The following is a 24,796-nucleotide window of genomic DNA, read 5'->3' on the forward strand; positions in this document are numbered from 1 at the left end:
TATCTTTGGTAGTTTAACCGTTCATGCAATACATAAAAGCTGTTCTTTTTTCAATCATTTCCATAGCGCTTATTTGGGCATTAAATCGCCCCTGGGGAAGCGTTCCCGCCTTCGGCCCTCTACTTAGCCCTTTTGCTGGATTCTGGCAAAATGCGGAAACAATCAACTCAAATACCGACGAAGCGATTAAGCTAAACGGTACCAAAGCACCGGTAACGGTCGTATTCGATGATCTGGCTATTCCGCACGTATTCGCCCAGAACGACCATGATGCATATTTTGCCCAAGGTTATCTTACCGCTTGGGACCGGTTGTGGCAAATGGAGTTTCAGACGCATGCTGCGGCTGGTCGTGTCGCTGAAATTGTCGGTGATCGAGCTTTAGAGTTAGATCGGTATAATCGACGATTAGGAATGGGGTTCGGCGCCGAAAAGGCCGTAAAAGCAATGCTGGCCGATCCGCGTTCCCGGGAGTCGATTGAAGCGTATACTGCTGGAATCAACGCCTACATCAAGCAGTTGAAACCCGCCCAGTTCCCTCTGGAATACAAACTTCTTGGGTACGCACCAGAACCCTGGCAACCGATCAAGTGTGCGTATTTTTTAAAATACATGTCGGGCGTACTGGCGTTAGGAGCCGATGACTTGAATATGAGCAATGTACTAAAGAAGTACGGAGCCGTGGTAACGAACGATCTGTTTCCCGATTATCCTTCTCAGGAAGATCCAATTGTTCCAGCGGGCACAAAGTGGGACTTCAAACCGGTGCCAGTGCCAACGACCCCTAAAAATGCGCTCCCGAACTCGGCTCCACTAGCCATGCGCTGGCCTGAGCATGACCCAACGATTGGAAGTAATAACTGGGCTGTCGGGGCCCAAAAGTCAGCAACTGGCTATCCCATCCTGGCCAACGACCCGCACCTGGCGTTGAACCTGCCGTCGATCTGGTACCAAATTCAGTTGGTTACCCCGACCTTGAACGTATATGGAGCTTCCATGCCGGGTGCTCCGGGCGTCATCATTGGTTTTAATAAGCAAGTCGCCTGGGGTGTTACAAACGTCGGTGCTGACGTGCTCGACTTTTATCAGATCAAATTCAAAGATGCTTCCCGACGGGAATACTGGCACGGCGGCCAGTGGAAACCCGTTAAGCGCAGAATCGAGGTGATTAAAGTAAAAGGAAAGCCCGACGTAGTGGATACGGTGCTGTATACGCATCATGGTCCGGTTATGTACACAGTAGGAGAGAAGCCGTTTGCCAAAAACGTTCCGGTTGGGTATGCCGCCCGCTGGATCGCCCACGAGGAATCCAATGATTTTTTGACGTATTATTTACTCGATCGAGCGAAGAACTACGATGACTACCGGAACGCGTTGAGTTATTACGCTGCTCCGGCGCAGAATTTTGTGTTTGCCGACGTAGCGAAAGACATTGCGATCACACCAAACGGACGTTTTCCGCTTAAGTGGAAAGAGCAGGGCAAATACCTTCTCGATGGTACCGATCCGGCTCACGACTGGCATGGCTGGATTCCTATGGACCAGAACCCACACGTAAAAAATCCGGCGCGGGGCTTTGTCAGCTCGGCCAATCAATCGTCTACCGACCTAACGTATCCGTACTATATAAACTGGCAATTTGCCCCTTCGGAGCGCGGGACTCGAATTAATCAACGTCTGAGCGTTATGCAGCAAGTAACGCCCGATAGTCTTCGTCAACTTCAGAATGATAATTATAACCTGCGTGCCGCAAACGTATTGCCGGTTTTCCTGCCGTACGTGGAGGAACAGAAATTGACGGCTGAGCAGCGCAAGGCGTTAGCGGTTATCAAATCCTGGCAGTATAACAACGACGTAATGGAGGTGGGGCCAACCGTGTTTGCCGAATGGTCTCGTCAGCTTATGGATGCACTCTGGGGCGATGAGTTCGGGAGCAATGACACCATTACGATGCGTTATCCCAGCTTCGACCGGACGCTCCAGCTCGCTCAGAAAGAACCCAACGCGCCTTGGTTTGATAACGTCAAAACGCCCGCTCGGGAAACCATCACTCAGATCACAACGCAAAGCTTTCAGGCAGCCGTTGATACACTCAGTAAACAGCACGGCGCGATTGGTCCGACCTGGCATTGGGGACAACATAAAGCTACAAAAATCAGTCATTTAGCCCGTCTGGATGCGTTGAGCGCAGTAAATGTGCAGATTGGTGGCGGCAATGGCATCGTAAACGCGACCAGCGAACGTAACGGCCCCTCATGGCGGATGGTAGTCGCCGTTGGGCCACAGCTTAAGGCCTACGGTGTTTATCCGGGCGGTCAGTCAGGTAATCCGGGCAGCCCTTATTACATGAATATGATCGATACGTGGCGGACAGGTCAGCTAAACGAACTGCTTTATTTGCAATCGGCTCAGGACAAACACCCACGTATCAAACGGCGGGTAACTATCAACTAATGACCCCATGATTCAATTAATTCTAATTGCTCTTTTAAGTTTGGTGGCCCAGCTTTTTCTGCCCTGGTGGAGCCTGGCTCTGGTTGCATTCCTGGTTTGTTTCTGGCGTAGCAACACGGCCACTAAGTCGTTCTTAGCTGGCTTTGTCGGAATTGCGCTAGTTTGGCTCATCTATGCTCTTATCATCCAATGGCAGACAGATGGCGCGTACGTAGGACGTATCAGCCAACTGCTGTTTCAAACCAATACAACGGTACTCCCTGCATTGGTGACCGCTATTCTGGGTGGCTTAGTTGGAGGATTGGCTGGTGTATCTGGCTACTTTGTTCGACAAGCTACCGGAAATCAACTCGTAAATCGTACATCCTGAATCTTAAATCTCCTACATTTGTAGGATAAATTTGTAACTAACTAATTCATTTCCCGTGAAGAATGCCTCGTTGATTCTGAACGTCATCCTGACGATTGCCGTAGCTGTCCTGTACTATTTACACTTCAAAGATCGCCAACCCGAAGCCGCACCAGTCGCTCCTGTTGAGGCAAAAGGTAAGTCAATAGTATACGTGAATGTTGATTCGCTGTTAACGAAATACGAGTATTTTAAAGACACCCAAAAAGTCCTCGAAAGCAAGCGCTTTCAATTAGAAAACGATTTAGCGGCTAAAGGACGTAATCTTCAAAATAAAGTAGCCTTCTTTCAGCAGCGGGCTGCAACAATGACCCAGGAACAGGGGCGCGCTACTGAGGCCTCTCTGCAAAAAGAACAGCAGGACATTCTGGCTTATCGGGAGCGGGCCGCTCAAAATCTGGCCAATGAAGAGCAGTCTAAAAACAGAGAGTTGTACGATCAGATTTATGACTATCTGAAAAAGATTAACGCGCAAAACAAGTATGAGTTTGTACTTGGCTACACAAAAGGAGGAGGTATCTTATTCGCCAACCCAGCGGCCGATCAAACGAAAGCGATACTGGATGGATTGAATAAAGAATATCAGGCTAAGCAGACGCCAGCTAAGAAGTAAGCAGATATAAAGTCTTTTTCATCGATACGGGGTGCAGAACAAGAGTTTGTTCTGCACCCCGTGTTGTTTTACCGTAATCTACTACATGTAACTATTTACCTATTGATAATTTGAGATACGTATTCCTGCAATACGTATAGATATGGATAAAAAAAGGTTTTAATAGTTAATTTCTTTGATAGTTATATAATTACGTGTTTTATTTGCCTCGGATCAAGTAACTAGTTCAAGTTGCCTTTCCCGATAATACGCTCAATATCGTCTGGTTGGGCTGGTGCTGTACCGAGTCTTGAGGCTGTGACTTCGATACCGTTCTTTGAACGAAAACACTGGCCCGCCGGGCGTCCTCATCCTACTACAAAGCTGTTCTTTCCAACAGCCTGGTAAACCACTACGTGATTTCAAATGTTGTTGGTCTTACTTAGCTACATTTGTAGCCTTGTTGACCTATTTCTATGGCTTCTGCTTCCATCACTAAACAAGTTGATATCCGTAACCGCCGGGCTTCGTTTGAATACTCATTTTTAGACAAGTACACAGCGGGTATTATTCTTACCGGAACGGAAATAAAATCCATTCGGCAAGGCAAAGTCAATCTACAGGATGCGTACTGCCTTCTGTTAGGAAATGAATTGTTTATTCGGCAAATGAACATTTCTCTCTACACAGAGGGGACTCATTATAATCACGAGCCTTTACGTGATCGTAAACTGCTGTTGACCAAGCGTGAGATTAAACGCCTTACCGAGCGGTTAAAGGATCAGGGTTTGACAATCGTACCCATTCGGCTCTTCACCAGCGACCGGGGTTTTGCTAAGCTTGAAATAGCATTGGCAAAAGGTAAAAAACTTTATGATAAGCGTGACAGTATCAAGGAGCGTGAGGTGAAACGGGATATGCAACGAGAACGCTACTAAATTTTCCACATTACTTGTCGATATGTGGATAACTCTGTAACTTGCTACCGTACAGAGGCATCTAAACGCGATATGGGCAGGAAAGTATTAGTCTTAAATCAAGATTACAGTGCACTCAGCATCTGCTCCGTTCCCAAAGCATTTTTGCTGGTTTATTTAGACAAAGCCGAACTCGTTGCCGAATCCGAGCAGTTCACGCTCCGAACCGTTTCAGCCGAGTTTCCGATGCCGTCGGTTATTCGGCTTCATCGATACGTAAGTCTGCCCTACAAAGGCGTTATGCTGACCCGGCAGAATATCTTCAAGCGCGACGGCCACCGCTGCCAGTACTGCGGAACAACCGAGGACCTTACCCTCGATCACGTTTTACCAAAATCAAGAGGAGGTAAAACAAGCTGGGACAATCTGGCAACAGCCTGTAAGCGCTGCAATTCAAGAAAAGGTGACTACACACCGGAAGAGGCAAACCTCAAGCTGCGGCAGAAACCATTCAAACCTACTTTTCTGGTTTTCTTGCGCGAGTTCTCCGGATCGCTGGAGCAGAGCTGGATGCCTTTTTTAAGTAAGAAAGAAAAAGCGTTTCAGTAAAGAAGTAATAGAAAGAGAAGAGGGGACGAAAAGAAGACCGGATAGTTGTAAAGCTGCCCGGTCTTCTTTTCGTCCCCTCTTCTCTTTTCTCCTCTTTTTCAAACAGTTTTGTTTGATTCGAAACTTTTTTCTGAAAGCAATTGCTATCTTTGCAGTCCTTTTTTGAGGACAACTTTATAAACCAAAAGTCAGCCCGCCATTGACCCACGGGCTGATGTACCGAGTGGGTCAGGAAATCGTTTTTTATGAGCAAAACGCAGCAACGCGAACTGCCGGCATTTGATTGGGACCGGGCAGACAACAAAGGATTCGGAAGTGGCTATTCGGATGCAGAACGCAACCGGATGTTGGAACTCTACGACAACACCCTGTCGGAGGTTAAGGAGAAAGAAGTGGTGATGGGAACCGTGGTTGGCATTACAGACCGTGAGGTGTTGCTAAACATTGGGTTCAAGTCGGACGGGTTGGTTCCAGCTTCTGAATTCCGGGATATGCCGGACCTGAAGATGGGTGATGAAATTGAAGTTTACGTAGAAAACCAGGAAGACCCGAATGGTCAGCTTGTGCTTTCGCGCAAAAAAGCGAAAGTAATTACGGCTTGGCAGAAAATTCAGAAGGCTCTGGACGAAGACCTCGTGATTGATGGTTTCGTGAAGCGCCGGACGAAAGGTGGTCTGATTGTCGATATTTTCAGCATTGAAGCGTTCTTGCCAGGTTCGCAAATCGACGTTAAGCCGATTCGCGACTTCGATATTTTCGTTGGCAAGAAAATGGAAGTTAAGGTTGTTAAGATCAACTATGCAAACGATAACGTAGTCGTTTCGCACAAAGTCCTGATCGAGAAAGACCTCGAAGCACAACGTGCTCAAATCCTGAACAACCTCGAAAAAGGTCAGGTATTGGAAGGCGTGATCAAGAATATGACCAATTTCGGTGTATTCATCGATCTAGGTGGTGTCGATGGTCTGCTGCACATCACGGATATTTCGTGGGGCCGTATCAACCATCCGTCAGAAGTATTGCATCTTGATCAGAAGGTCAACGTAGTGGTACTTGACTTCGACGAAGACAAAAAGCGGATTTCGTTAGGTATGAAACAGCTGCAGGCCCACCCATGGGATGCACTGGCGGAAGATGTTCAGGTTGGTTCGAAAGTGAAAGGTAAAATCGTAAATGTAGCTGATTACGGTGCTTTCCTTGAAATCATGCCAGGTGTAGAAGGACTGATCCACGTTTCTGAGATGTCGTGGTCGCAGCACTTGCGTAACCCACAGGAGTTCCTGAAAGTAGGCGACGAAGTAGAAGCTCAAGTGCTGACGCTCGACCGGAACGACCGGAAGATGTCGCTTGGTATCAAACAACTGGCTGAAGACCCCTGGACTCGTCCAGAACTACGTACAAAGTACGCTATTGGTACTAAACACAAAGGTACGGTTCGTAACCTGACCAACTTTGGTCTCTTCCTGGAACTGGAAGAAGGCATTGATGGATTAGTGCACGTATCGGATCTGTCGTGGACCAAGAAAGTAAAACATCCTTCGGACTTCATCAAAGTTGGTGAAGAGCTTGAAGTAGTTGTTCTGGAGTTAGACGTTGACAACCGTCGCCTTGCTCTTGGCCATAAGCAACTGGAAGAAAATCCGTGGGATACGTTCGAAGGCGTATTTGCAGTAGGCACTGTGCACCGTTGCACGATCCTCAGCAAGAACGATAAGATGGCCACGCTTGAGTTGCCATACGGTATCGAAGGTTTCTCTTCGCTGAAAAACTTAGCTAAAGAAGATGGTACGTTTGCTGAAGCCGGTGAAACGTTGGACTTCAAAGTAACTGAGTTCTCGAAAGAAGAGAAGCGTATTATGCTTTCGCATACGAAAACCTGGCAAGAGAAGAACGAGCCTGCCAAAGAAGCTAAAGCGCCTAAAGCACCTAAAGCAACTCCGACTGCCAGCCAGCCAGAGCGTGGTGCTACTTTAGGCGACCTCGATGCACTTGCTGCGTTGAAAGAGCAAATGGAAGGCCGCAACTAAGCTACCAGGTTTGTTGATTTTGAAAAGTCCTCACTGTTTTCGGGTAGTGAGGACTTTTTTTTAGGGCTATGCTTTCCTCTTACCGGATAAAAGCGTAGGTTTGCACTCCCAAATTCATTCTTAATAGGATTTGGTAAATAAACGTAAGGTTCCGTGGCCGAGTGGCTAGGCAGAGGTCTGCAAAACCTCGTACAGCGGTTCGAATCCGCTCGGAACCTCTTCAAAATAATTTAAGAGCCAACCTTGAGAGCTAGCCAGCTTTTAAGGTTGGCTCTTTTTGTTGAACATAGTTCTAAACAAATCGTTGTCAGGGCAATTATGACCGCTTTTTGCGTGCTTACTTAGAAACGATATAAATAAAAATGAGAGTAAAAAATAACTAAACAGCAATTTTTGCCTATCCAGCAATCGTGTCGTACTTTTGTGGGCCAGTGAAAAGTCAGTGGTAATTATGTTGATTAACTCAATAAATATAGTTCATAAAATGAGTAGCTTATCCAAGCTTTGCGGGGCCGTAGCACTATCTCTGACGTTGTTTGTAAACAGCGCTCAGGTGAAGGCGCAGGACTCGGTTGCGGCTGCTAACGGTGGACCGGCCGCTGCTACGCCAGCTCCGTCCGGCGGTGGTGATGCCGAAAAAGGAAAAGTCTTATTCACCAACAACTGTGCACAGTGTCATGCTGTGACAGAAGAGGTTGTAGTAGGCCCTGGTTTGAAAGGAATCATGTCCCGGACTCCAGGTAAAGAATGGTTGCACAAATGGATTCGCAACTCATCGGCTGTTATTGCCAGTGGCGACCCATACGCTGTCCAAGTTTTCAACAAATTCAACAAAATTCAGATGTCAAGCTTCCCGAACCTAACGGATGCTGACATCGATGGAATTCTGGCTTATGTTGAACAGGCAAGTGCACCGGCTCAAGCTACTGTAGGTGGTGAAGGGTCTCAGCAAGCGCGGGGCGGTGGAGGTGCCGGTGGCGATCAGAATGGATCTGGTTCGTCAATTTCCGGACCATCTGAATTATTCACTTTTGTACTAGTCGCTCTTTTAGTAGTGATGCTGTTGGTACTAGGTGTTCTGCTGGTTATCGTGACCATCCTGTCTCGTGCGGTAACCCCAGTAACGGCAACAGATGGCACCCAAACCGCGGCTCCATTTGGACAACGGCTCAGAGAGGGTTTGTCTGCTGCATTTGGGAATTCTACACTACGTTCGATAGTTATCTGGCTTTTCCTCTTTGTAGTGGTAAAAGAGTCTTTTGATGGCTTATACAGCGTCGGTATTCAGCAAGGGTATGCTCCTAAACAGCCTATTGCTTATTCCCACAAGTTGCATGCTGGTCAATACAAGATCGATTGTAATTACTGCCACACTGGTGTTAATAAAGGAAAATCAGCTACGATTCCAGCCGCTAACATTTGTATGAATTGCCACGGAGTGATTAAGAAAGAATCGCCCGAAATTCAGAAAATATACGCAGCGATTGAGCAAAACCGGCCCATCGAATGGGTACGGGTACACAACCTTCCTGACTTTGCGTATTTCAACCACGCTCAGCACGTAAATGTCGGTAACGTACAGTGCCAGACGTGCCATGGCGAGATTGAGAAGATGGAGGTAGTGGAACACCGTTCATCATTAACTATGGGCTGGTGTATTGATTGCCACCGCAAAACAGAGGTTAATACCAAAGACAACGCTTACTACGACAAGCTCGTAGCTCTTCATCGGAAAGAGAGCAAAGAGCCGCTTAAAGTGGCCAATATCGGCGGTTTAGAGTGTTCAAAGTGTCACTATTAATCCACCAGGCCTCGTTAGGTCGGCTTAACCAATAGGGTATCATACCGCATACAACACGCATGGAAAATACAACTAAACGGTATTGGAAAGGGGTTGAGGAGCTGCGCAATGACGCGACGTTCGTAAAGAACGCCGAGAGTGAGTTTGCTAATCCTGATTCGAGCGAATCGTCGGATGGCCTAGATGGTCTGCTGGGCGGTTCGAATACCCAACGCCGTGATTTTTTAAAAGTAATGGGCTTTGGTATGGCAGCTGTATCACTTGCTGCCTGTGAAACTCCGGTCCGCAAAGCTGTCCCGTATCTCAATAAGCCGGAGTTTACATTCCCGACAATTTCTGATTATTACGCATCAACTTATATAGACGGCGGTGACTACGCTGCCATCTTAGTTGAAACCCGCGAAGGTCGACCAATTAAAATTGAAGGTAACCCGCTGTCAAGCGTTTCTAAAGGAGGCACAACCGCCCGTGTTCAGGCTTCTGTTCTTTCCTTATATGATATAGACAAGTTGAACGGTCCACGTCGTGGGGAAACCGCCATTGACTGGTCTACCGCTGACCGCGAAATTGTAAACCAATTAAATACAGTAGCATCACGTAACGGAGCGATTCGGATTGTAACATCTACTATTCTTAGCCCGGCTACTAAAGCAGTTATAGCTGACTTTGTTACGAAATATCCGACGGCACGTCACATCATGTACGATGCTAACTCGGTATTTGGTATTACGCAGGCAAACCAGGCGTCGTTTGGTAAAGCAGTAGTTCCCTCGTATGATTTCAGCAAAGCGCAGACAGTTGTTAGTCTCGGTGCTGACTTCCTCGGTACGTGGGTTGCTCCTTTGGAATACGCTAAGCCTTATGCATCAGGTCGTAAGATCGGTGCTGTTGGTGGCGGTAAAAAAACGATGTCGCGGCACTATCAGTTTGAGACAAACATGTCGATGACTGGTGCCAATGCAGATTATCGGGGGACATATAAGCCATCTCAGGAAGGACTGGTTGCACTGGCGCTTTACAACAAAGTGGCGCAGAAATTAGGTAGTGCTCCTGCTGGCTCGGCTTCCGTTGATGTACAGTATCTTGATAAAGCGGCTACTGATCTGGCTCGTTCGCGTGGTCGGGCGCTGGTTGTATCAGGTTCAAATGACCCAAATATTCAGATCGTTGTAAACGCGCTGAACAATTTACTGGGTAGCTACGGAACAACGATCGATATAAACACACCGGTCAACTATCGTCAGGGCAATGATCAGCAGATGAATGCCTTTATCGATGAAGCGAAATCAGGTCGTGTAGGTGCAGTTCTGTTTTTTGCTGCAAACCCTGTTTATGATCATCCCCGGGGGGCAGAGTTAGCAGAGGCTTTACCAAAGATTGCTCTTTCTGTCTCGTTTGCGGAGCGTGCCGATGAAACGGCTTCCCTGGCAAAATACATTACGCCTGCTCCTCACTTCCTGGAATGCTGGAATGATGCTGAGCCAAAGCAAGGCTTTTACAGCCTGATGCAACCTGCCATTACGCATATTTTCAAAACTCGCCAGTTTCAATCGAGTTTGCTAACGTGGGCTGGAAAACCGAACGACTATCAGAACTACCTGAAGAACTTCTGGCGGACTACTTATTATCCTCTAGCGTCTGGGTTTAACTCGTTTGATGCTTTCTGGATCAAATGTTTGCACGATGGTGTGTTTGAACCGAATAAGGGCCAAGCTGCTGCAGGAGCTGGTGCCGCATTTACAGGCAACGTAGCACAGGCAGCAAGCGGCATTACCCAACGGTACAAACCGACATCGGGTATGGAGTTGGCTCTGTATGAGAAGGTAAGTATTGGGGTTGGCTCCATGGCAAATAATCCCTGGTTACAGGAAATGCCTGATCCGGTTTCCAAAGCTTGCTGGGACAACTATGCTGCTCTTTCTCAGAAAACAGCAAATGATTTAGGTTTAGCCCAAAACGATCTTGTTACTGTATCGGTTGGCGGTAAGTCAATAGAATTGCCAGTTCTAGTTCAACCGGGTCAAGCTGATAATACGGTTTCAGTAGCCGTTGGTTATGGCCGTGAGAAAGCAGGTAAATCAGCAAATGGTGTTGGTAAAAATGCGTTCCCGTTCGCTACGTTGGTAAACGGCTACGTATCTTTTGCTGCAGTTAACGCTAAAGTTGAAAAGGCAAGCGGTACTCGTGAAATTGCACAGACGCAAACACACGAGACCGTTATGGGACGTCGCGCGGTTTTGCAGGAAGCAAAACTTGCCGATTATCAGAAGAACCCAATGGCGGGTCGGTATACGCCTAAAGTTGAAACGTCTGAGGGCCCAACTGCTTCCACCAACATTACGCTCTGGCATGGCTACGGTAAGCCTAACCACTCGTGGGGGATGGTCATTGACCTGAACTCATGTATCGGTTGTAATGCCTGCGTGATCGGTTGTCAATCAGAAAATAACATTCAGGTTGTTGGACGTGATGAAGTGATCATGCGTCGTGAGATGCACTGGATCCGGATTGACCGTTATTATAGCAGTGATGCTGATCCGGAGGATGTGAAAGAACTGGAGGTTGCTTCGGCTAATCCGGAAGTAACGTTCCAGCCAATGCTTTGCCAGCATTGCAGCAATGCACCTTGCGAAACTGTGTGTCCGGTATTGGCGACCACGCACAGCACTGAAGGACTGAACCAAATGACCTACAACCGGTGCATTGGAACGCGTTACTGCGCGAACAACTGCCCCTATAAAGTACGTCGTTTCAACTGGTTCAAGTATTTCGATAACGATAACTTCGACTATCATTTTAACAACGATCTTGGTAAAATGGTGTTGAACCCAGACGTAACGGTACGTTCACGGGGGGTTATTGAAAAATGCTCATTCTGTGTTCAGCGGATTCAGGAAGGTAAGCTTACAGCGAAGAAAGAACGTCGTCGGCCAATGCCTGACGAAATTCAAACTGCCTGCGCACAGGCCTGCCCAACAAATGCTATCATTTTTGGCGACTTAAACAATCCTGAAAGCACTGTTTCTAAAGTTATGGAGACGGAAATAAAAGGTCGGGCATTCCATGTGTTGGAAGAGATCAATGTGCGTCCTCAGATTTCGTATCTGACCAAGATTCGGAACAAAGACGAAGAACCACAGCAGAAAACACGTCAGGAATCGCAAGTATAACATAAATGATGGTTTGCGATAGAGCTGCTTGTGCAGTTTAGTTACGGTACCAAAAAACAACGTAGTACCACAGTTCGTAAATCGTTTATCGCAAAAAGAAAATAAAATTTAGTAAGGATATGTCGCATGTAACATCAGCCGTAAGAACTCCCCTCGTCACCGGTGGCAAGACCTATGCCGACGTGACAGAGGATATCAGCAGACAGGTTGAAGGCCGACCCACGCGAGAGTGGACGATTGCTTTCACTATCTCGGTGGTTGTGCTACTCTACGGAACCGCCTGCGTGTTCTGGACCTGGTGGGAAGGCTTGGGCGTGTGGGGCTTAAATAAAACTGTCGGCTGGGCGTGGGACATCACCAACTTCGTTTGGTGGGTAGGTATCGGTCACGCTGGTACCCTCATCTCGGCCATCCTTTTGTTGTTCCGTCAAAAGTGGCGGACAGCGGTTAACCGGGCTGCTGAAGCTATGACGATTTTCGCCGTCATTTGCGCAGCCAGCTTCATCTTGATGCACATGGGCCGCCCCTGGTTAGCATATTGGGCGTTGCCGCTGCCAAATACATGGGGGTCGCTTTGGGTTAACTTCAAGTCTCCACTCGTTTGGGACGTATTTGCCATCAGTACGTACTTCACTGTATCGCTGGTGTTCTGGTACATGGGTTTACTACCTGACTTGGCTACTATTCGTGACCGGGCTCGTAGCAAAGTATCTCGTTACATCTATGGCGCGTTCTCACTAGGCTGGAACGGTTCGGCTAAGACTTGGGCTCGTTATGAGTATATAAGCTTGATTCTGGCTGGTCTATCTACTCCGCTGGTACTATCCGTACACACTATTGTAAGTATGGACTTTGCTACGTCGGTTATTCCGGGCTGGCATACTACTATTTTCCCTCCTTACTTCGTGGCGGGTGCTATCTTCTCTGGCTTTGCCATGGTGCAAAACCTGATGCTGATTATTCGGGTCGTTTTCAAACTCGAAGATTACATTACAGTTGAGCACATTGAGTCGATGAACAAAGTTATTACGCTTACAGGCTCTATTGTAGGGGTAGCTTATCTAACTGAGTTCTTTATCGCTTGGTATTCGGGTGTTGAATTTGAGAGTTACGCGTTTATCAACCGGGCAACTGGTCCATATTGGTGGGCTTACTGGGCCATGATGACTTGTAACGTAATCTCTCCGCAGCTATTCTGGTCGCGTGCTATTCGCCGGAGCGTCGTTTGGACATTTACGCTTTCTGTAGTCGTGAATATTGGTATGTGGTTTGAGCGCTTTGTAATTATCGTTACGTCGCTGCATCGTGACTACTTGCCATCTAGCTGGGCAATGTTCCACCCAACTTTATTTGACATCAGTGATTACATTTTCTCGTTCGGTTTATTCTTTACCTTGTTCCTGCTGTTCTCGAAGTTTTTACCAGTAGTGAACATGGCTGAAGTAAAAGCAATTATCAAGTCGTCGTCAGAAAAACTACCAGTCTCTGTATCGGGCGTAGCTAAAGGTGAACGCGTTACTAACCCGACCTTTAACAAAGACGCTGAATAAAGAACAAGAGGTTTGCAGTCTATAGATCTCTCATCTGTAGGCTGCAAACTAACACCTCAACCAATAATTACTGAATATGTCAGATGTAAATGGTAATGGCAAATTCCTGGTTGGCATCTATGACGATGACGACGTAGTGTTGAAAGCCGTTAAAGACGTAAAAGGAGCCGGCGTTCGGATTCATGAAGTATATTGCCCATTTCCAATTCACGGTCTGGATGTAGCGCTTGGTCATCCCCGCACTCGTTTAGGTATTGCCGCTTTCTTATTTGGCTTAACCGGAACAACTCTAGCCGGTCTTTTGACTGCTTATACTGAAGGCATAGACTGGCCTATGATTGTAGGCGGGAAGGATTCATACTCGCCGGTCATTTACGTGCCAATCTTTTTTGAATTAACCGTACTAATAAGTGCCTTGGGCATGGTCGGTACGTTTTTAATTTCAAATGGCCTTGGGCCAACTGTGAAGCCGTTGATGTTTGACTTGCGCACAACTGATAACAAGTTTGCTATGGCTATCGACATGAGCAAGAATACGTTAGCAGAAGGCGATATTGAACAAATCTTGAAAAATTCGGGAGCTGCCGAAGTAAACGTAAAGCAGTTCTAACGCGCGAGATGAAAATGATAACTAAACATACAGGCGTCGCTCTGCTGGCTATCGTTGGTATTATTGTCATGGGGACCTCATGCCAGGATGACCACAATGATACAGGGACAGAATTTGCGCCACAGATGTACGATCCGGTTCCTTATGAGCCTTATAAGCAAATAAGAGCGAACTCGATTAATCCGGAAGGTTTAAACATGCGAGCTCCGGCTCGTGGTACGGTGGCTCGTCCAAACTATCATACAACGTTTGGAACAGGCGATAGTGCTAGTACTGATCTGATGATCTACAACATTCCTAAGGATAGCATTGGATTGGCTGAACGTGTATTGACCAACCCAATTCCTCAAACAGATAAGTCTTTAGAAGAAGGCAAACTGCTGTATAGCCGGTACTGCATACACTGTCATGGTGAAGGTGGCAAAGGCGATGGGTTAGTTGGCAAAGAATACAAGGGGGTTCCTAGTTATTCTGCCGATGCCTATAAGTCGATGAACGACGGTCATATTTTTCACGTAATCACACATGGCAAAGGTCGTATGTGGCCTCATGGTTCACAGATGACGCCGGAAGAGCGCTGGAAAATCGTACAATACGTTCACAAGCTGCAACAAGGGTAACGTTTTATAAGCTTAGCCTTCACATATAGTAGTGTGAGGTGTCTTGGTTCAAGAAATTTGGTAAATTCTGTATTTGATAAATAAACAAGAATGGCATCGGCTCACGCAATTCCGTCCTTAGACGAGCAATTTGAATTTACTTCGGAATCTAAACGTCGACTAATTATCGGCATTGGAGCCGGAGTTGCGCTGGTGGCTATCGGCGCATTTCTGTTGGCGTCGGGGGTTGGCAGTCACGAAACTCATGAGGTTGTCCATGGTGTAGGTGCTAGTGAAGGGCATGATGGCGGCCACCACGCTTATAAATGGACAAACCGGTTATGGGCGAACATTTGGTTAAATGCCATCTACTTCACAGGAGCATCAGTTATAGGAATGTTCTTTATCTCCTATAACTATTTGGCTCAGGCAGGCTGGTCGTCAGCATTCAAACGTATTCCCGAAGCAATGCCTGCATATCTGCCTTATATGGGTGTCGTAGTCCTTGCTGTGTTCTTCCTCGCAGGGCATGATTTGTTCCATTGGACGAATCCTGGCTTATATGATAAGACAAGTGTAGATTATGATCCTATTATTGCTGGGAAGCAGGGATTCCTGAATACTCCGTTTTACTTGATCCGGGTAGTATTATATTTTACGTTATGGTATGTACTATGGCGTATGCTGCGTAACTTCTCTTTACAAGAAGATTTACACGGAGGAACGGAGTATTACGAAAAAAGTATAAAGTTTGGGACCGCTTTCTTGGTTGTTTTCGCTGTTACGTCTTCTACGTCGGCCTGGGACTTTGTAATGTCTATTGACACGCACTGGTTCAGTACGATGTTTGGTTGGTATACGTTAGCGAGCTGGCACGTAACAGGTCTGGCGATTATAACACTTACCGTTGTTACGTTAAAAGAACGGGGTTACTTACAGGTTGTTAATGAGAGCCATCTGCACGACCTAGGCAAATTTATGTTCGCCTTCAGTATCTTCTGGACCTACGTATGGTTTGCTCAATTCATGCTGATTTATTACGCCAACTTACCCGAAGAAACCATCTACTACAGAGAGCGTTTTAGCGGATATGGTGGTATCTATAAAGCGCCATTTTTCATTAACATTTTCCTAAACTTTGTCTTTCCATTCCTTGTTCTGATGACAAGAGATGCGAAGCGCACGTACATATTCCTGAAGCTAGCTGCCTGGGGAATTATCATCGGCCACTACTTTGACTTCTACGTTAATATCATGCCAGGCACCGTTGGTGAACATGCTGGCTTCGGTCCGATTGAGTTTGGCATGATTCTGATATTTGCCTGTGGGTTCATGTGGTCGATTTCGGCTCAATTATCAAAAGCGAATCTGATTGCAAAGAATCATCCAATGTTAGAAGAGACATTGCACCACGACATTTAATTAATAATCCGATTACAACATGGTTTATATAGTCGCTCTGTTATCGGTAATATTTTTGGGACTGGCGATTCTAGTCGTCTCAAGAATGGCCGCTGTTATAAAGAACGCAAGTGGTACAGTAGGTGATGAAGATCGAATAGGGATAAGTAACCGCATCAATGGCGCGTTATTTATGGTGTTCTTTATCTTAGGGGTGGTTGGAGCGGTTTGGTCTTACCTGCATGCTTCTCATTATTTCTTGCCTGAAGCTTCCTCCCCACACGGCCGTCGGACAGATTTCTTGTTCTGGTTATCAATGGCAATCATCGTGGCTGCTTTTTTCGTCACCAATGCGTTGTTGTTCATCTTCGCTTGGCGCTATCAGTATAAAGAAGGCAGAAAAGCATCGTATTATCCAGAAAATCACAAGTTAGAGTTGATCTGGACGGTGATTCCAGCCATTGTTATGGCTTTGCTGGTATTTACCGGCTGGCGTGCATGGCGGGATATTATGTCTGAAGCTCCGGCAGATGCTCAGGTATTTGAGATTGTCGGTAAGCAGTTCAACTGGATCGTTCGTTATCCTGGTGTAGATAACAATAAACTGGGCGCTTACAATTACAAGTTGATTGATAATAGCAATGATACAGGTATCGATTATACAGACGAAGCTTCGTTTGATGATTTCACATCTACAACGGAATTACATATTCCTGTAAATAAGCCTGTATTGTTGAAAATCCGCGCTCGTGATGTATTACACAGTGTATTTATACCACACTTACGGGTGAAGATGGATGCCGTCCCTGGTATGCCTACACGCTTCTGGTTCGTTGCTGATAAAACAACTGATGAGATGCGCAACTTAACGGGGAATCAGGACTTTGGGTACGAAATTGCCTGTACAGAGGTTTGTGGTCGTGGACACTTCTCAATGCGTATCCGTTTAATTGTTGAAGATGAAGCGTCCTGGCAAGCATGGTGTAAAGAGCAGAAGCCTTTATTGTCTTCAACACCTGAATTAGCTGCTCGTATTCCTGCCAATTTAAAAGCCAAAGCAGCCAAGTATCTTCCAGTAGAAGAAACCGCTGCTCCAGCTGATAGTGCAACAGCGTTAAATCAACAAGGAGGGGTGTCCGTGGCGAAAGCTACCATCCGCTAATTAATAAACTTACAACAAACCAAAACTATGGCGATTGCAGCAGCTAACACGGCAACCATAGCTCATGACGCTGAGCATGAGCATCATGAGCCGCAAAGTTTTTGGCGCAAATACATTTTTTCGGAAGATCACAAGACTATTGCTAAGCAATACCTGATCTCTGGTATTATCTGGTCGGTTATTGGCATTAGTTTGTCGGTTATGTTTCGGCTTCAGTTGGGCTTCCCCGACATGAAGTTAGAGTTCTTACGTCCTATTCTAGGAAGCTGGATTAACGAATCAGGAAAACTAGATCCTGACTTCTACCTTGCCCTGGTGACAATGCATGGTACCATCATGGTATTCTTTGTACTTACCGCTGGGTTGAGTGGAACATTCTCTAACTTTCTGATCCCACTTCAGGTAGGTGCCCGTGATATGGCATCTGGTTTTCTGAACATGTTATCATACTGGTTCTTCTTCATGGCTAGTATTATCATGTTCGTTTCTTTGTTCTTTGAGACCGGACCGGCAGCGGGTGGCTGGGTAGTTTATCCACCACTTAGTGCATTACCACAAGCGCACCCTGGTTCCCAAGCAGGGATGACGTATTGGTTGGTAAGTATGGCCCTATTCATTGTATCGCAATTATTGGGTGGTATCAATTACATCACGACAGTAATCAACCTGCGGACACGGGGGATGTCATTTAGTAAGCTTCCATTAACGATCTGGGCTTTCTTCCTGACAGCTGTACTCGGTCTGATTTCATTCCCTGTGTTACTGTCAGCTGCATTATTGTTAATTTTTGACCGCAGCTTTGGTACCAGTTTCTACTTATCAGAGATTTATGTAAATGGTGAAGCATTGCCAAACGTAGGTGGTAGCCCTATCTTGTTCCAGCACTTATTCTGGTTCTTAGGTCACCCTGAAGTTTACATCGTATTGCTTCCTGCTCTTGGCATGACCTCGGAAATCATTGCAACAAACGCTCGTAAGCCAATCTTTGGTTACCGTGCTATGATTGCCTCAATGATGGGAATTGCGTTCTTAGCGTTTATCGTATGGGCTCACCACATGTTTGTGACAGGTATGAATCCCTTCCTGGGTTCAATCTTCATGTTCTTGACGCTGATCATTGCTGTTCCTTCAGCGGTTAAAGCGTTCAACTACATCACTACACTATGGCGGGGTAACATTCGTTTCACGCCTGCAATGCTATTCTCGATTGGTCTTGTATCATTCTTTATTTCGGGGGGGCTTACCGGTCTGATTCTTGGTAACTCGGCATTAGATATTCAGCTGCACGATACGTACTTCGTAGTTGCTCACTTCCACTTAGTGATGGGCGCTGCGTCTGCATTCGGTCTGCTAGCTGGTGTTTATCACTGGTTCCCTAAGATGTTTGGGCGTATGATGAACGAGAAGCTTGGGTACGTTCACTTCTGGCTAACCTTCATCGGTATATACCTAGTATTCTTCCCGATGCATTATATTGGTATTGCTGGGTTTCCACGTCGGTACTACGCCTTTACGAGCTATGACTTCACGAAGAATATCTTCAATGATATGAATAGCTTCATCAGTTTGGCTGCCATATTTACATTCACAGCGCAGTGGGTGTTTATCTGGAACTTTGTTTATAGCTTGTTCAGAGGTCGGAAAGCACCTCAGAACCCTTGGAAGTCGAACACACTTGAATGGACAACTCCAATTAATCCAGGGCATGGCAACTGGCCGGGTGAAATTCCGGCTGTGTATCGTTGGCCTTATGATTATAGCAAGCCAGGCGCTAAGGATGACTTCATCCCTCAAAACGTGCCATACTCTCAAACTCCTGAGTCAAACCTTCCACATGAGAATGAGTTGATTTCGCTTGAGAAAGAGATTGAGGCACAGAACTTGAATGACCAGTTCAAACAACCTCACTAATACCAGTGAACGTCGATTCCGGAGTCTTGCTCTTCTGACAGTACTTATTATATACCTGCTTATTTTGGCAGGCGGTATCGTCAGAGGAACAGGCTCCGGAATGGGCTGTCCTGATTGGCCAAAGTGTTTTGGCCGCTGGATTCCTCCAACTGAAGCTTCTCAACTGCCTCCAAATTATCAGGAAATATATGGAGCGAAGCTTAAAGGCGAAGTAGTGTTTAACGCTACTAAAACCTGGATTGAATACGTAAATCGTTTACTTGGCGTATTATCCGGTTTCTTTGTTTTAGCCACATTGCTGGCATCTATTCCTTACCTTAAAAAGGATAAATTAGTATTCTGGGGAAGCCTTGCAGCCTTTTTCCTCATAGGTTTAAATGGTTGGCTTGGTTCTCGCGTCGTTGCAACGGAGTTAGCGCAACACATGATCTCTCTTCATTTGTTGCTTGCTATATTCGTTGTCTTTGCTTTATTATTTGTAGTTGCTCGTTCTTATAAAGGGCTGATACAAACACAAGTAGCTAACGATCAACGTTCGGCTTTAAGTAAATTTTTGGTGCTAACAATTGTAGTTTCATTTGTACAGATAACACTTGGTACTCAAGTTAGAGAAGCACTGGACGAGTCAGTCAAGATTCTGGGTTATAATCAACGAGAAAGCTGGATTAGTAATCTTGATTGGCGCTTTTACATACACAGATCGTTTTCGATTATAGTGCTGGCGCTTCAGGGAGTAGTAACCTACAAGCTGTATAAACTTAAGGTTAAGGGTTTACTTAATACGTTGTATACAGCCGTATTAATCACTATCGTAATAGAAGTTCTGACAGGCGTAGTAATGGCATACTTTGCTGTACCCGCTGTAGCGCAACCAATTCACTTGGAGTTGGCTATACTACTGATCGGCTTGCAGTTTACAGCATGGCTACTTCTAAGACCTACAATGATTACTCATAAGCTGACTGAATATAGGCAGGGCTTATTAAATGTATAGCATGGAGAAAGTAATGAGCTTAAGCCTTATTAATACTAAGGTCAAAGCATACATAGAATTAGTAAAGCTAAAGCTAACGCTAGCTGTCGTATTTTCTGGAGTTTTTGGCTATTGTCTCGCTGCTGATCATATTGAATGGTGGAAAATTATCGTGCTTACTATTGCATCTATAGCCATAACAGGGGCTGCAAACATTATTAATCAGATTATTGAAAAAGATTCTGATAAATTAATGAAACGCACGGCTACCCGACCCTTACCAACAGGTCGTTTGACAGTTAACGAAGCCGCTGTTTTTGCACTCATCTTGTTTAGTGTGTCTTGCTACCTGTTCGTAGAAGTATTTAATGTACGAGCTGCTGCTTTAGCTGTTCTATCTCTTTTGCTGTACGGATTTGTTTATACCCCACTGAAACGAAAAGGTCAGATTGCAGTATTTGTAGGTGCTTTACCAGGTGCTTTTCCACCAATGATTGGTTGGGTGGCAGCTACAGATCATTATGGCTGGGCACCGGGTATTCTGTTTGCAATTCAGTTCTTTTGGCAGTTTCCGCACTTTTGGGCAATTGGCTGGCTAGCCTTCGACGAGTACAAAAAGGCAGGCATCCAGATGATGCCTGGTAGTGGTAAAACCACAAAGACCGCATTCCGTATCATGGTCTATACACTGTTTTTGATACCAGTTGGTTGGCTACCTTATTTCTTGGGGGTAACCGGTATCAATTCTGCACTTGTAGCTATGGTTGGCGGAATCTTGTTTTTAGCGCAAACGTTTCACTTAATGAGAACCTGTACAGATAAAGCCGCATTACAAATGATGTTTGGATCGCTGCTTTACTTACCAATCGTACAGATTGTTTACTTGTTAGATAAAGTATAACGAATCATGAGTGACTTAGTAAATGACATTTCAATAGTTGAAGAGCCGGAAGAGACACTCTCAATGAATCCCCGCAAGTTTATATTGTGGTTATTTATTGTGAGTATAATCATGCTCTTTGCGGCAATGACTAGTGCTTACTTAGTAAGACGGGCAGAGGGTAACTGGCTGGAATATAATATTCCTGCGGTTTTTAGCTATAGCTCTGTAGTCCTAGTGCTAAGTAGTTTGACAATGCACTGGGCGTATGTGTCGGCAAAAAAAGACAACTTCGCCGGTTTGAAGACAGCAATAACTATTACTTTTGCACTTGGAATCGCGTTTCTATACATGCAGTTTCAGGGATGGGTTGAATTAGTTGATGAAAAGGTTTTTTTCGTTGGCAATCCCTCCGGTTCGTTCATGTACATTTTTACTGGTTTGCATGGTTTCCATTTAATATCGGGCTTAGTTGTATTGATATTTGCGTTGGTGGCGGCATTTAGACTTCGTATACACGCGAAAAGCTTGAATCAAATTGAAATTGCGGCCACTTACTGGCATTTTTTAGACATTCTTTGGCTGTATTTGTTTTTCTTTTTAGTCTATTTTCATTGATAATCTCTTAGACGCATGGCGGCTACTGCGACGACAAACACCGTAGCAACAGAATCAGCTGGAACGTTCGACAAGAAAACCTGGATGGGTGGTGTCGAGCCGATGAATGCCAGTTATGGCAAGTTGATGATGTGGTTTTTCCTGATTTCAGATACGTTCACGTTCTCAGCGTTATTAGTAACGTACGGTCTGATTCGATATAGTTATCCGGCCTGGGATCCTGCCATCTATGGCGAAGTATTCAAGTTTTCCAATTTGTACTGGCCAACTCCGGAAAAAGTTTACAATGCAGTGCCGTTTTTGCATGGTGTCGATGCTCCGCTGATTTTCGTCGGTATCATGACATTTATTCTCATCTTCAGTAGCGTAACAATGGTACTGGCTGTAGAAGCTGGTCACCGGATGGATCGCAAGGACGTAGAGAAGTATATGTTGTGGACTATATTGGGGGGCTTTACGTTCTTAGGCAGCCAGGCTTGGGAGTGGTCGCACTTTATTCATGGAACAGAAACGGGTACTGTTATCAGCGAGCTTGTTGGCGGACAGACTATTCAACGTACCATTTTTGGAGCAAACCTTGTCGAAAACCAATATGGTCCTCCGGCTTTTGCAGATTTGTTCTTTTTCATTACGGGTTTCCACGGCACGCACGTATTTAGTGGAGTTGTCTTGAATATCCTGATTTTCTACCGGGCTGCAACGGGATTATATGATCGTCGCGGTCATTATGAGATGGTTGAGAAAGTAGGTCTTTACTGGCACTTTGTTGATCTTGTTTGGGTATTTGTATTCACCTTCTTCTACCTGGTCTGATAACGTAATTAACTATGGCTGATCACGCACATCATAATGAACATCACGCTGGAACCGAAAACGTTCCAGCCCAAACAGGAGTAATCTGGCGTACGTTTATTATTCTATCGGTAATAACCGCATTTGAATTCGCCCTCGCGTACTTAATGCATGCTGGAACCCTGCGTACGTCTATTTTCGTAGGTATGACGCTTGTTAAAGCGTTCTATATTGTTGGCGAGTTTATGCACTTGAAACATGAGGTAAAAAGCCTAATATGGGCCATAACTCTTCCAGTGCTGTTTATCGTCTGGTTGTTAATTGCACTTTTAACAGAAGGCGGTTCGATTTTCCAACTTAGGTAAAGCATGACAACATCTAGAAAAGCCGGGATCCTGCTCGTAACACTGCTGGTCCCGGCTTTGCTGTATCTATTCCTGCGGTTTGGCTCGCAGAATCATTACGTATTGCCACGCTATCTCCCAAAGATCGACTCGACAAAGGGAGAACCCTTAATGGGCAAGATAACGCTACCGGATGGGCGTGAGATTCTAGATACGCTTTATAACCATATACCACCGTTTAAACTGATTGATCAAGACGGTAAGGTTATAGACCAGTCCGTAGTGAAAGGCAAAATATACGTAGCAGATTTTTTCTTCACTCGCTGCGTATCAATCTGCCCTAAACTTTCTTCGCAGCTTACTCGTGTGCAAAACATCTTCCGAAATAACCCCGACATAATTTTGCTATCACATTCGGTTGACCCTGAACATGACCAGCCAGCTCAATTAAAAGCGTATGCTCAGAAATATGAAGCCATTCCAAACAAATGGTATTTTCTAACGGGCCCGAAAGCTAACATTTATGATCTGGCTATGCATGGATACTACCTGCCAGCCGTTGATGCTGGTGTCAAAGACGGGGACCCAGACGAAACTTTTATCCACAGCGAAAAGTTGGTATTGGTAGATAAAGAAGGTATTGTAAGAGGGTTCTACGACGGAACGGATAAAGAAGACGTCGACCGACTTGTGCTGGAAATCAGAGTGTTACTCGATATCTACAGTAAGCAATAACTAATCGTATATGGAAGTGCTACAGCCTGTTCAGGAGCAAAAAGCAAACCGTGTTATTAACATTTTGTCAATAGCCATTCCGGTTGCAGTTGCTGTTCTTTTAGGCATTCGACAGAAAGTTGATTTAGGAAGTTGGACTACGTACTTGCCGCATATGAATGGCATAATTAATTCGTTAACGTCTGTTTTATTGTTAGTCGGATTGTACTTTATCCGCCAAAAGAACGTACAGGCGCATAAACGTACGATGTTGACTGCGTTTGCGCTGGGGTCTGCTTTTCTGGTCAGCTATGTACTCTATCACCTGACGAATGATTCGACTCCGTTTGGGGGGCAAGGCTGGGTACGACCGGTTTACTACTTTCTGCTTATTTCGCATATTGTTCTATCAGTCGTCGTTGTTTGGTTTGTTCTTCGAGCTGTTTACTTTGCCATAAGCGGTCAGTTTATGAAGCACAAAAAAACGGTAAAATGGGCTTACCCAATTTGGCTATATGTAAGCATAACCGGCGTAATAGTGTATTTGATGATTAAACCTTATTACGTTCATTAACTTATAAAATCGATGAAACGCTGGAAGTTTTGGTTGATAGTGGTTGTACTGTTAACGGTTACACCAGATCTAATGGCACAATGCGCAATGTGCCGGGGGACCGTTGAAAGTACGGTTAGTAACGGACGTAGTGTTATTGCCTCCGAGCTTAATTTTGGCATTGTATACTTACTGATTATTCCGTACCTGATTGTTGCTTCGATTGGTTATTTGTGGTATCGGAATAGCAAACTGGAGCATGGAAGACGTCTCGAAATTGCAAGCCGCGTTAAACGGGCTATGTCCTAGGTGTAGGAAAGGCAAAATTTTTCAAAAGCCGTTTTATTCAATCAAGGGCTTTGACGATATGTACGAACACTGCCCCCATTGTGAGTTGCGTTACGAAGTCGAGCCGGGCTACTTCTACGGGGCTATGTTTGTGAGTTATGCAATTTCGGGTGGTGTTGCCTTAGTCATCGGTTTTTTACTGTTCTATCTGGCTGGTGATCCGGATGGATGGGTATATGTGGGTGTTATCGCTCCAGTTATGGTATTGATTGCGCCCATAAATTTTCGAGTATCGAGAGTAATCTGGCTACATTACGTAGCAGGAATCCATTACGTAAAAGGGCTTTAGAAGCCCTTTTTTTACGCCAGTTTATTTTTGTCAAAAATTTTAAGCAATACACGCAACCTTACCTGTCTTATTTT

The 24,796-nt window shown here is 45.4% G+C and carries 23 protein-coding genes and 1 tRNA gene; all 24 read left to right on the forward strand.

Annotation, left to right across the window (positions count from 1 at the left end; all coding sequences use genetic code 11):
- Positions 1 to 23 precede the first annotated feature (23 nt).
- The 24 genes from ACYVIY_RS13770 (at position 24) to ACYVIY_RS13885 (ending at position 24,722) form a co-directional block, all read left to right on the forward strand.
- Positions 24 to 2,453 (forward strand): penicillin acylase family protein, encoded by a 2,430-nt coding sequence (locus ACYVIY_RS13770; RefSeq protein ID WP_460976928.1) that lies wholly within the window; start codon positions 24 to 26, stop codon positions 2,451 to 2,453.
- Between the two features lie 7 nt (positions 2,454 to 2,460).
- Positions 2,461 to 2,823 carry a hypothetical protein gene (locus tag ACYVIY_RS13775; RefSeq protein ID WP_460976929.1) on the forward strand — a complete coding sequence of 121 codons (363 nt, stop codon included), beginning with the start codon at positions 2,461 to 2,463 and terminating at the stop codon, positions 2,821 to 2,823.
- 55 nt (positions 2,824 to 2,878) lie between these two features.
- On the forward strand, positions 2,879 to 3,475 hold the full coding sequence (locus tag ACYVIY_RS13780; protein ID WP_460976930.1) for an OmpH/Skp family outer membrane protein: 597 nt from the start codon (positions 2,879 to 2,881) through the stop codon (positions 3,473 to 3,475).
- Positions 3,476 to 3,930: 455 nt separating this feature from the next.
- A complete protein-coding gene (smpB, locus tag ACYVIY_RS13785; RefSeq protein ID WP_460976931.1) occupies positions 3,931 to 4,392 on the forward strand; it encodes an SsrA-binding protein SmpB in 462 nt (153 codons plus the stop codon).
- Positions 4,393 to 4,464: 72 nt separating this feature from the next.
- Positions 4,465 to 4,980: an HNH endonuclease gene (locus ACYVIY_RS13790; protein ID WP_460976932.1), complete on the forward strand. Its 516-nt coding sequence runs from the start codon at positions 4,465 to 4,467 to the stop codon at positions 4,978 to 4,980.
- A 245-nt stretch (positions 4,981 to 5,225) separates the two neighbouring features.
- Positions 5,226 to 7,007 carry a 30S ribosomal protein S1 gene (gene rpsA / locus ACYVIY_RS13795; RefSeq protein WP_460976933.1) on the forward strand — a complete coding sequence of 594 codons (1,782 nt, stop codon included), beginning with the start codon at positions 5,226 to 5,228 and terminating at the stop codon, positions 7,005 to 7,007.
- A gap of 147 nt (positions 7,008 to 7,154) precedes the next feature.
- Positions 7,155 to 7,225 (forward strand) — tRNA-Cys (locus ACYVIY_RS13800).
- Between the two features lie 266 nt (positions 7,226 to 7,491).
- Complete coding sequence (locus tag ACYVIY_RS13805; protein WP_460976934.1) at positions 7,492 to 8,808, forward strand: c-type cytochrome; 1,317 nt, start codon at positions 7,492 to 7,494, stop codon at positions 8,806 to 8,808.
- A gap of 59 nt (positions 8,809 to 8,867) precedes the next feature.
- A complete protein-coding gene (locus tag ACYVIY_RS13810) occupies positions 8,868 to 11,978 on the forward strand; it encodes a TAT-variant-translocated molybdopterin oxidoreductase (protein WP_460976935.1) in 3,111 nt (1,036 codons plus the stop codon).
- 119 nt (positions 11,979 to 12,097) lie between these two features.
- Positions 12,098 to 13,528 carry an NrfD/PsrC family molybdoenzyme membrane anchor subunit gene (gene nrfD, locus ACYVIY_RS13815; RefSeq protein ID WP_460976936.1) on the forward strand — a complete coding sequence of 477 codons (1,431 nt, stop codon included), beginning with the start codon at positions 12,098 to 12,100 and terminating at the stop codon, positions 13,526 to 13,528.
- 76 nt (positions 13,529 to 13,604) lie between these two features.
- A complete protein-coding gene (locus tag ACYVIY_RS13820) occupies positions 13,605 to 14,138 on the forward strand; it encodes a DUF3341 domain-containing protein (protein WP_460976937.1) in 534 nt (177 codons plus the stop codon).
- A 14-nt stretch (positions 14,139 to 14,152) separates the two neighbouring features.
- Positions 14,153 to 14,758 (forward strand): c-type cytochrome, encoded by a 606-nt coding sequence (locus ACYVIY_RS13825; RefSeq protein ID WP_460976938.1) that lies wholly within the window; start codon positions 14,153 to 14,155, stop codon positions 14,756 to 14,758.
- A gap of 90 nt (positions 14,759 to 14,848) precedes the next feature.
- Positions 14,849 to 16,159: a quinol:cytochrome C oxidoreductase gene (locus ACYVIY_RS13830; RefSeq protein ID WP_460976939.1), complete on the forward strand. Its 1,311-nt coding sequence runs from the start codon at positions 14,849 to 14,851 to the stop codon at positions 16,157 to 16,159.
- A gap of 19 nt (positions 16,160 to 16,178) precedes the next feature.
- A complete protein-coding gene (locus ACYVIY_RS13835; RefSeq protein WP_460976940.1) occupies positions 16,179 to 17,300 on the forward strand; it encodes a cytochrome c oxidase subunit II in 1,122 nt (373 codons plus the stop codon).
- A 27-nt stretch (positions 17,301 to 17,327) separates the two neighbouring features.
- Entirely contained in the window at positions 17,328 to 19,211 is a 1,884-nt protein-coding gene (locus ACYVIY_RS13840) for a cytochrome c oxidase subunit I (RefSeq protein ID WP_460976941.1), read from the forward strand.
- A complete protein-coding gene (locus tag ACYVIY_RS13845; RefSeq protein ID WP_460976942.1) occupies positions 19,186 to 20,205 on the forward strand; it encodes a COX15/CtaA family protein in 1,020 nt (339 codons plus the stop codon). The genes ACYVIY_RS13840 and ACYVIY_RS13845 overlap by 26 nt, the downstream gene beginning before the upstream one ends.
- Before the next feature lies 1 nt (position 20,206).
- Positions 20,207 to 21,085 (forward strand): heme o synthase, encoded by an 879-nt coding sequence (gene cyoE, locus ACYVIY_RS13850; protein ID WP_460976943.1) that lies wholly within the window; start codon positions 20,207 to 20,209, stop codon positions 21,083 to 21,085.
- 6 nt (positions 21,086 to 21,091) lie between these two features.
- Entirely contained in the window at positions 21,092 to 21,682 is a 591-nt protein-coding gene (locus tag ACYVIY_RS13855) for a cytochrome c oxidase subunit 3 (RefSeq protein ID WP_460976944.1), read from the forward strand.
- Between the two features lie 15 nt (positions 21,683 to 21,697).
- Positions 21,698 to 22,495, forward strand: coding sequence for a cytochrome c oxidase subunit 3 (locus ACYVIY_RS13860; RefSeq protein WP_460976945.1), 798 nt, complete (start codon positions 21,698 to 21,700; stop codon positions 22,493 to 22,495).
- A gap of 14 nt (positions 22,496 to 22,509) precedes the next feature.
- Positions 22,510 to 22,839: a cytochrome C oxidase subunit IV family protein gene (locus ACYVIY_RS13865; protein ID WP_460976946.1), complete on the forward strand. Its 330-nt coding sequence runs from the start codon at positions 22,510 to 22,512 to the stop codon at positions 22,837 to 22,839.
- A 3-nt stretch (positions 22,840 to 22,842) separates the two neighbouring features.
- On the forward strand, positions 22,843 to 23,553 hold the full coding sequence (locus ACYVIY_RS13870; RefSeq protein ID WP_460976947.1) for an SCO family protein: 711 nt from the start codon (positions 22,843 to 22,845) through the stop codon (positions 23,551 to 23,553).
- A gap of 10 nt (positions 23,554 to 23,563) precedes the next feature.
- Positions 23,564 to 24,106 carry a DUF420 domain-containing protein gene (locus tag ACYVIY_RS13875; RefSeq protein WP_460976948.1) on the forward strand — a complete coding sequence of 181 codons (543 nt, stop codon included), beginning with the start codon at positions 23,564 to 23,566 and terminating at the stop codon, positions 24,104 to 24,106.
- Positions 24,107 to 24,178: 72 nt separating this feature from the next.
- Complete coding sequence (locus ACYVIY_RS13880) at positions 24,179 to 24,394, forward strand: hypothetical protein (protein WP_460976949.1); 216 nt, start codon at positions 24,179 to 24,181, stop codon at positions 24,392 to 24,394.
- Positions 24,345 to 24,722 (forward strand): DUF983 domain-containing protein, encoded by a 378-nt coding sequence (locus tag ACYVIY_RS13885; protein WP_460976950.1) that lies wholly within the window; start codon positions 24,345 to 24,347, stop codon positions 24,720 to 24,722. Before ACYVIY_RS13880 ends, ACYVIY_RS13885 begins: the two co-directional genes overlap by 50 nt.
- The last annotated feature ends 74 nt before the right edge of the window (positions 24,723 to 24,796 follow it).

This window comes from Spirosoma knui (assembly GCF_054780635.1).

Bases quoted from the DNA above. Each gene is read 5' to 3' on its own strand.
- ACYVIY_RS13770 (WP_460976928.1), top strand. From the start codon at position 24: ATGCAATACATAAAAGCTGTTCTTTTTTCAATCATTTCCATAGCGCTT.
- ACYVIY_RS13775 (WP_460976929.1), top strand. From the start codon at position 2,461: ATGATTCAATTAATTCTAATTGCTCTTTTAAGTTTGGTGGCCCAGCTT.
- smpB (WP_460976931.1), top strand. From the start codon at position 3,931: ATGGCTTCTGCTTCCATCACTAAACAAGTTGATATCCGTAACCGCCGG.
- ACYVIY_RS13790 (WP_460976932.1), top strand. From the start codon at position 4,465: ATGGGCAGGAAAGTATTAGTCTTAAATCAAGATTACAGTGCACTCAGC.
- rpsA (WP_460976933.1), top strand. From the start codon at position 5,226: ATGAGCAAAACGCAGCAACGCGAACTGCCGGCATTTGATTGGGACCGG.
- ACYVIY_RS13805 (WP_460976934.1), top strand. From the start codon at position 7,492: ATGAGTAGCTTATCCAAGCTTTGCGGGGCCGTAGCACTATCTCTGACG.
- ACYVIY_RS13810 (WP_460976935.1), top strand. From the start codon at position 8,868: ATGGAAAATACAACTAAACGGTATTGGAAAGGGGTTGAGGAGCTGCGC.
- nrfD (WP_460976936.1), top strand. From the start codon at position 12,098: ATGTCGCATGTAACATCAGCCGTAAGAACTCCCCTCGTCACCGGTGGC.
- ACYVIY_RS13820 (WP_460976937.1), top strand. From the start codon at position 13,605: ATGTCAGATGTAAATGGTAATGGCAAATTCCTGGTTGGCATCTATGAC.
- ACYVIY_RS13825 (WP_460976938.1), top strand. From the start codon at position 14,153: ATGATAACTAAACATACAGGCGTCGCTCTGCTGGCTATCGTTGGTATT.
- ACYVIY_RS13830 (WP_460976939.1), top strand. From the start codon at position 14,849: ATGGCATCGGCTCACGCAATTCCGTCCTTAGACGAGCAATTTGAATTT.
- ACYVIY_RS13835 (WP_460976940.1), top strand. From the start codon at position 16,179: ATGGTTTATATAGTCGCTCTGTTATCGGTAATATTTTTGGGACTGGCG.
- ACYVIY_RS13840 (WP_460976941.1), top strand. From the start codon at position 17,328: ATGGCGATTGCAGCAGCTAACACGGCAACCATAGCTCATGACGCTGAG.
- ACYVIY_RS13845 (WP_460976942.1), top strand. From the start codon at position 19,186: ATGACCAGTTCAAACAACCTCACTAATACCAGTGAACGTCGATTCCGG.
- cyoE (WP_460976943.1), top strand. From the start codon at position 20,207: ATGGAGAAAGTAATGAGCTTAAGCCTTATTAATACTAAGGTCAAAGCA.
- ACYVIY_RS13855 (WP_460976944.1), top strand. From the start codon at position 21,092: ATGAGTGACTTAGTAAATGACATTTCAATAGTTGAAGAGCCGGAAGAG.
- ACYVIY_RS13860 (WP_460976945.1), top strand. From the start codon at position 21,698: ATGGCGGCTACTGCGACGACAAACACCGTAGCAACAGAATCAGCTGGA.
- ACYVIY_RS13865 (WP_460976946.1), top strand. From the start codon at position 22,510: ATGGCTGATCACGCACATCATAATGAACATCACGCTGGAACCGAAAAC.
- ACYVIY_RS13870 (WP_460976947.1), top strand. From the start codon at position 22,843: ATGACAACATCTAGAAAAGCCGGGATCCTGCTCGTAACACTGCTGGTC.
- ACYVIY_RS13875 (WP_460976948.1), top strand. From the start codon at position 23,564: ATGGAAGTGCTACAGCCTGTTCAGGAGCAAAAAGCAAACCGTGTTATT.
- ACYVIY_RS13880 (WP_460976949.1), top strand. From the start codon at position 24,179: ATGGCACAATGCGCAATGTGCCGGGGGACCGTTGAAAGTACGGTTAGT.
- ACYVIY_RS13885 (WP_460976950.1), top strand. From the start codon at position 24,345: ATGGAAGACGTCTCGAAATTGCAAGCCGCGTTAAACGGGCTATGTCCT.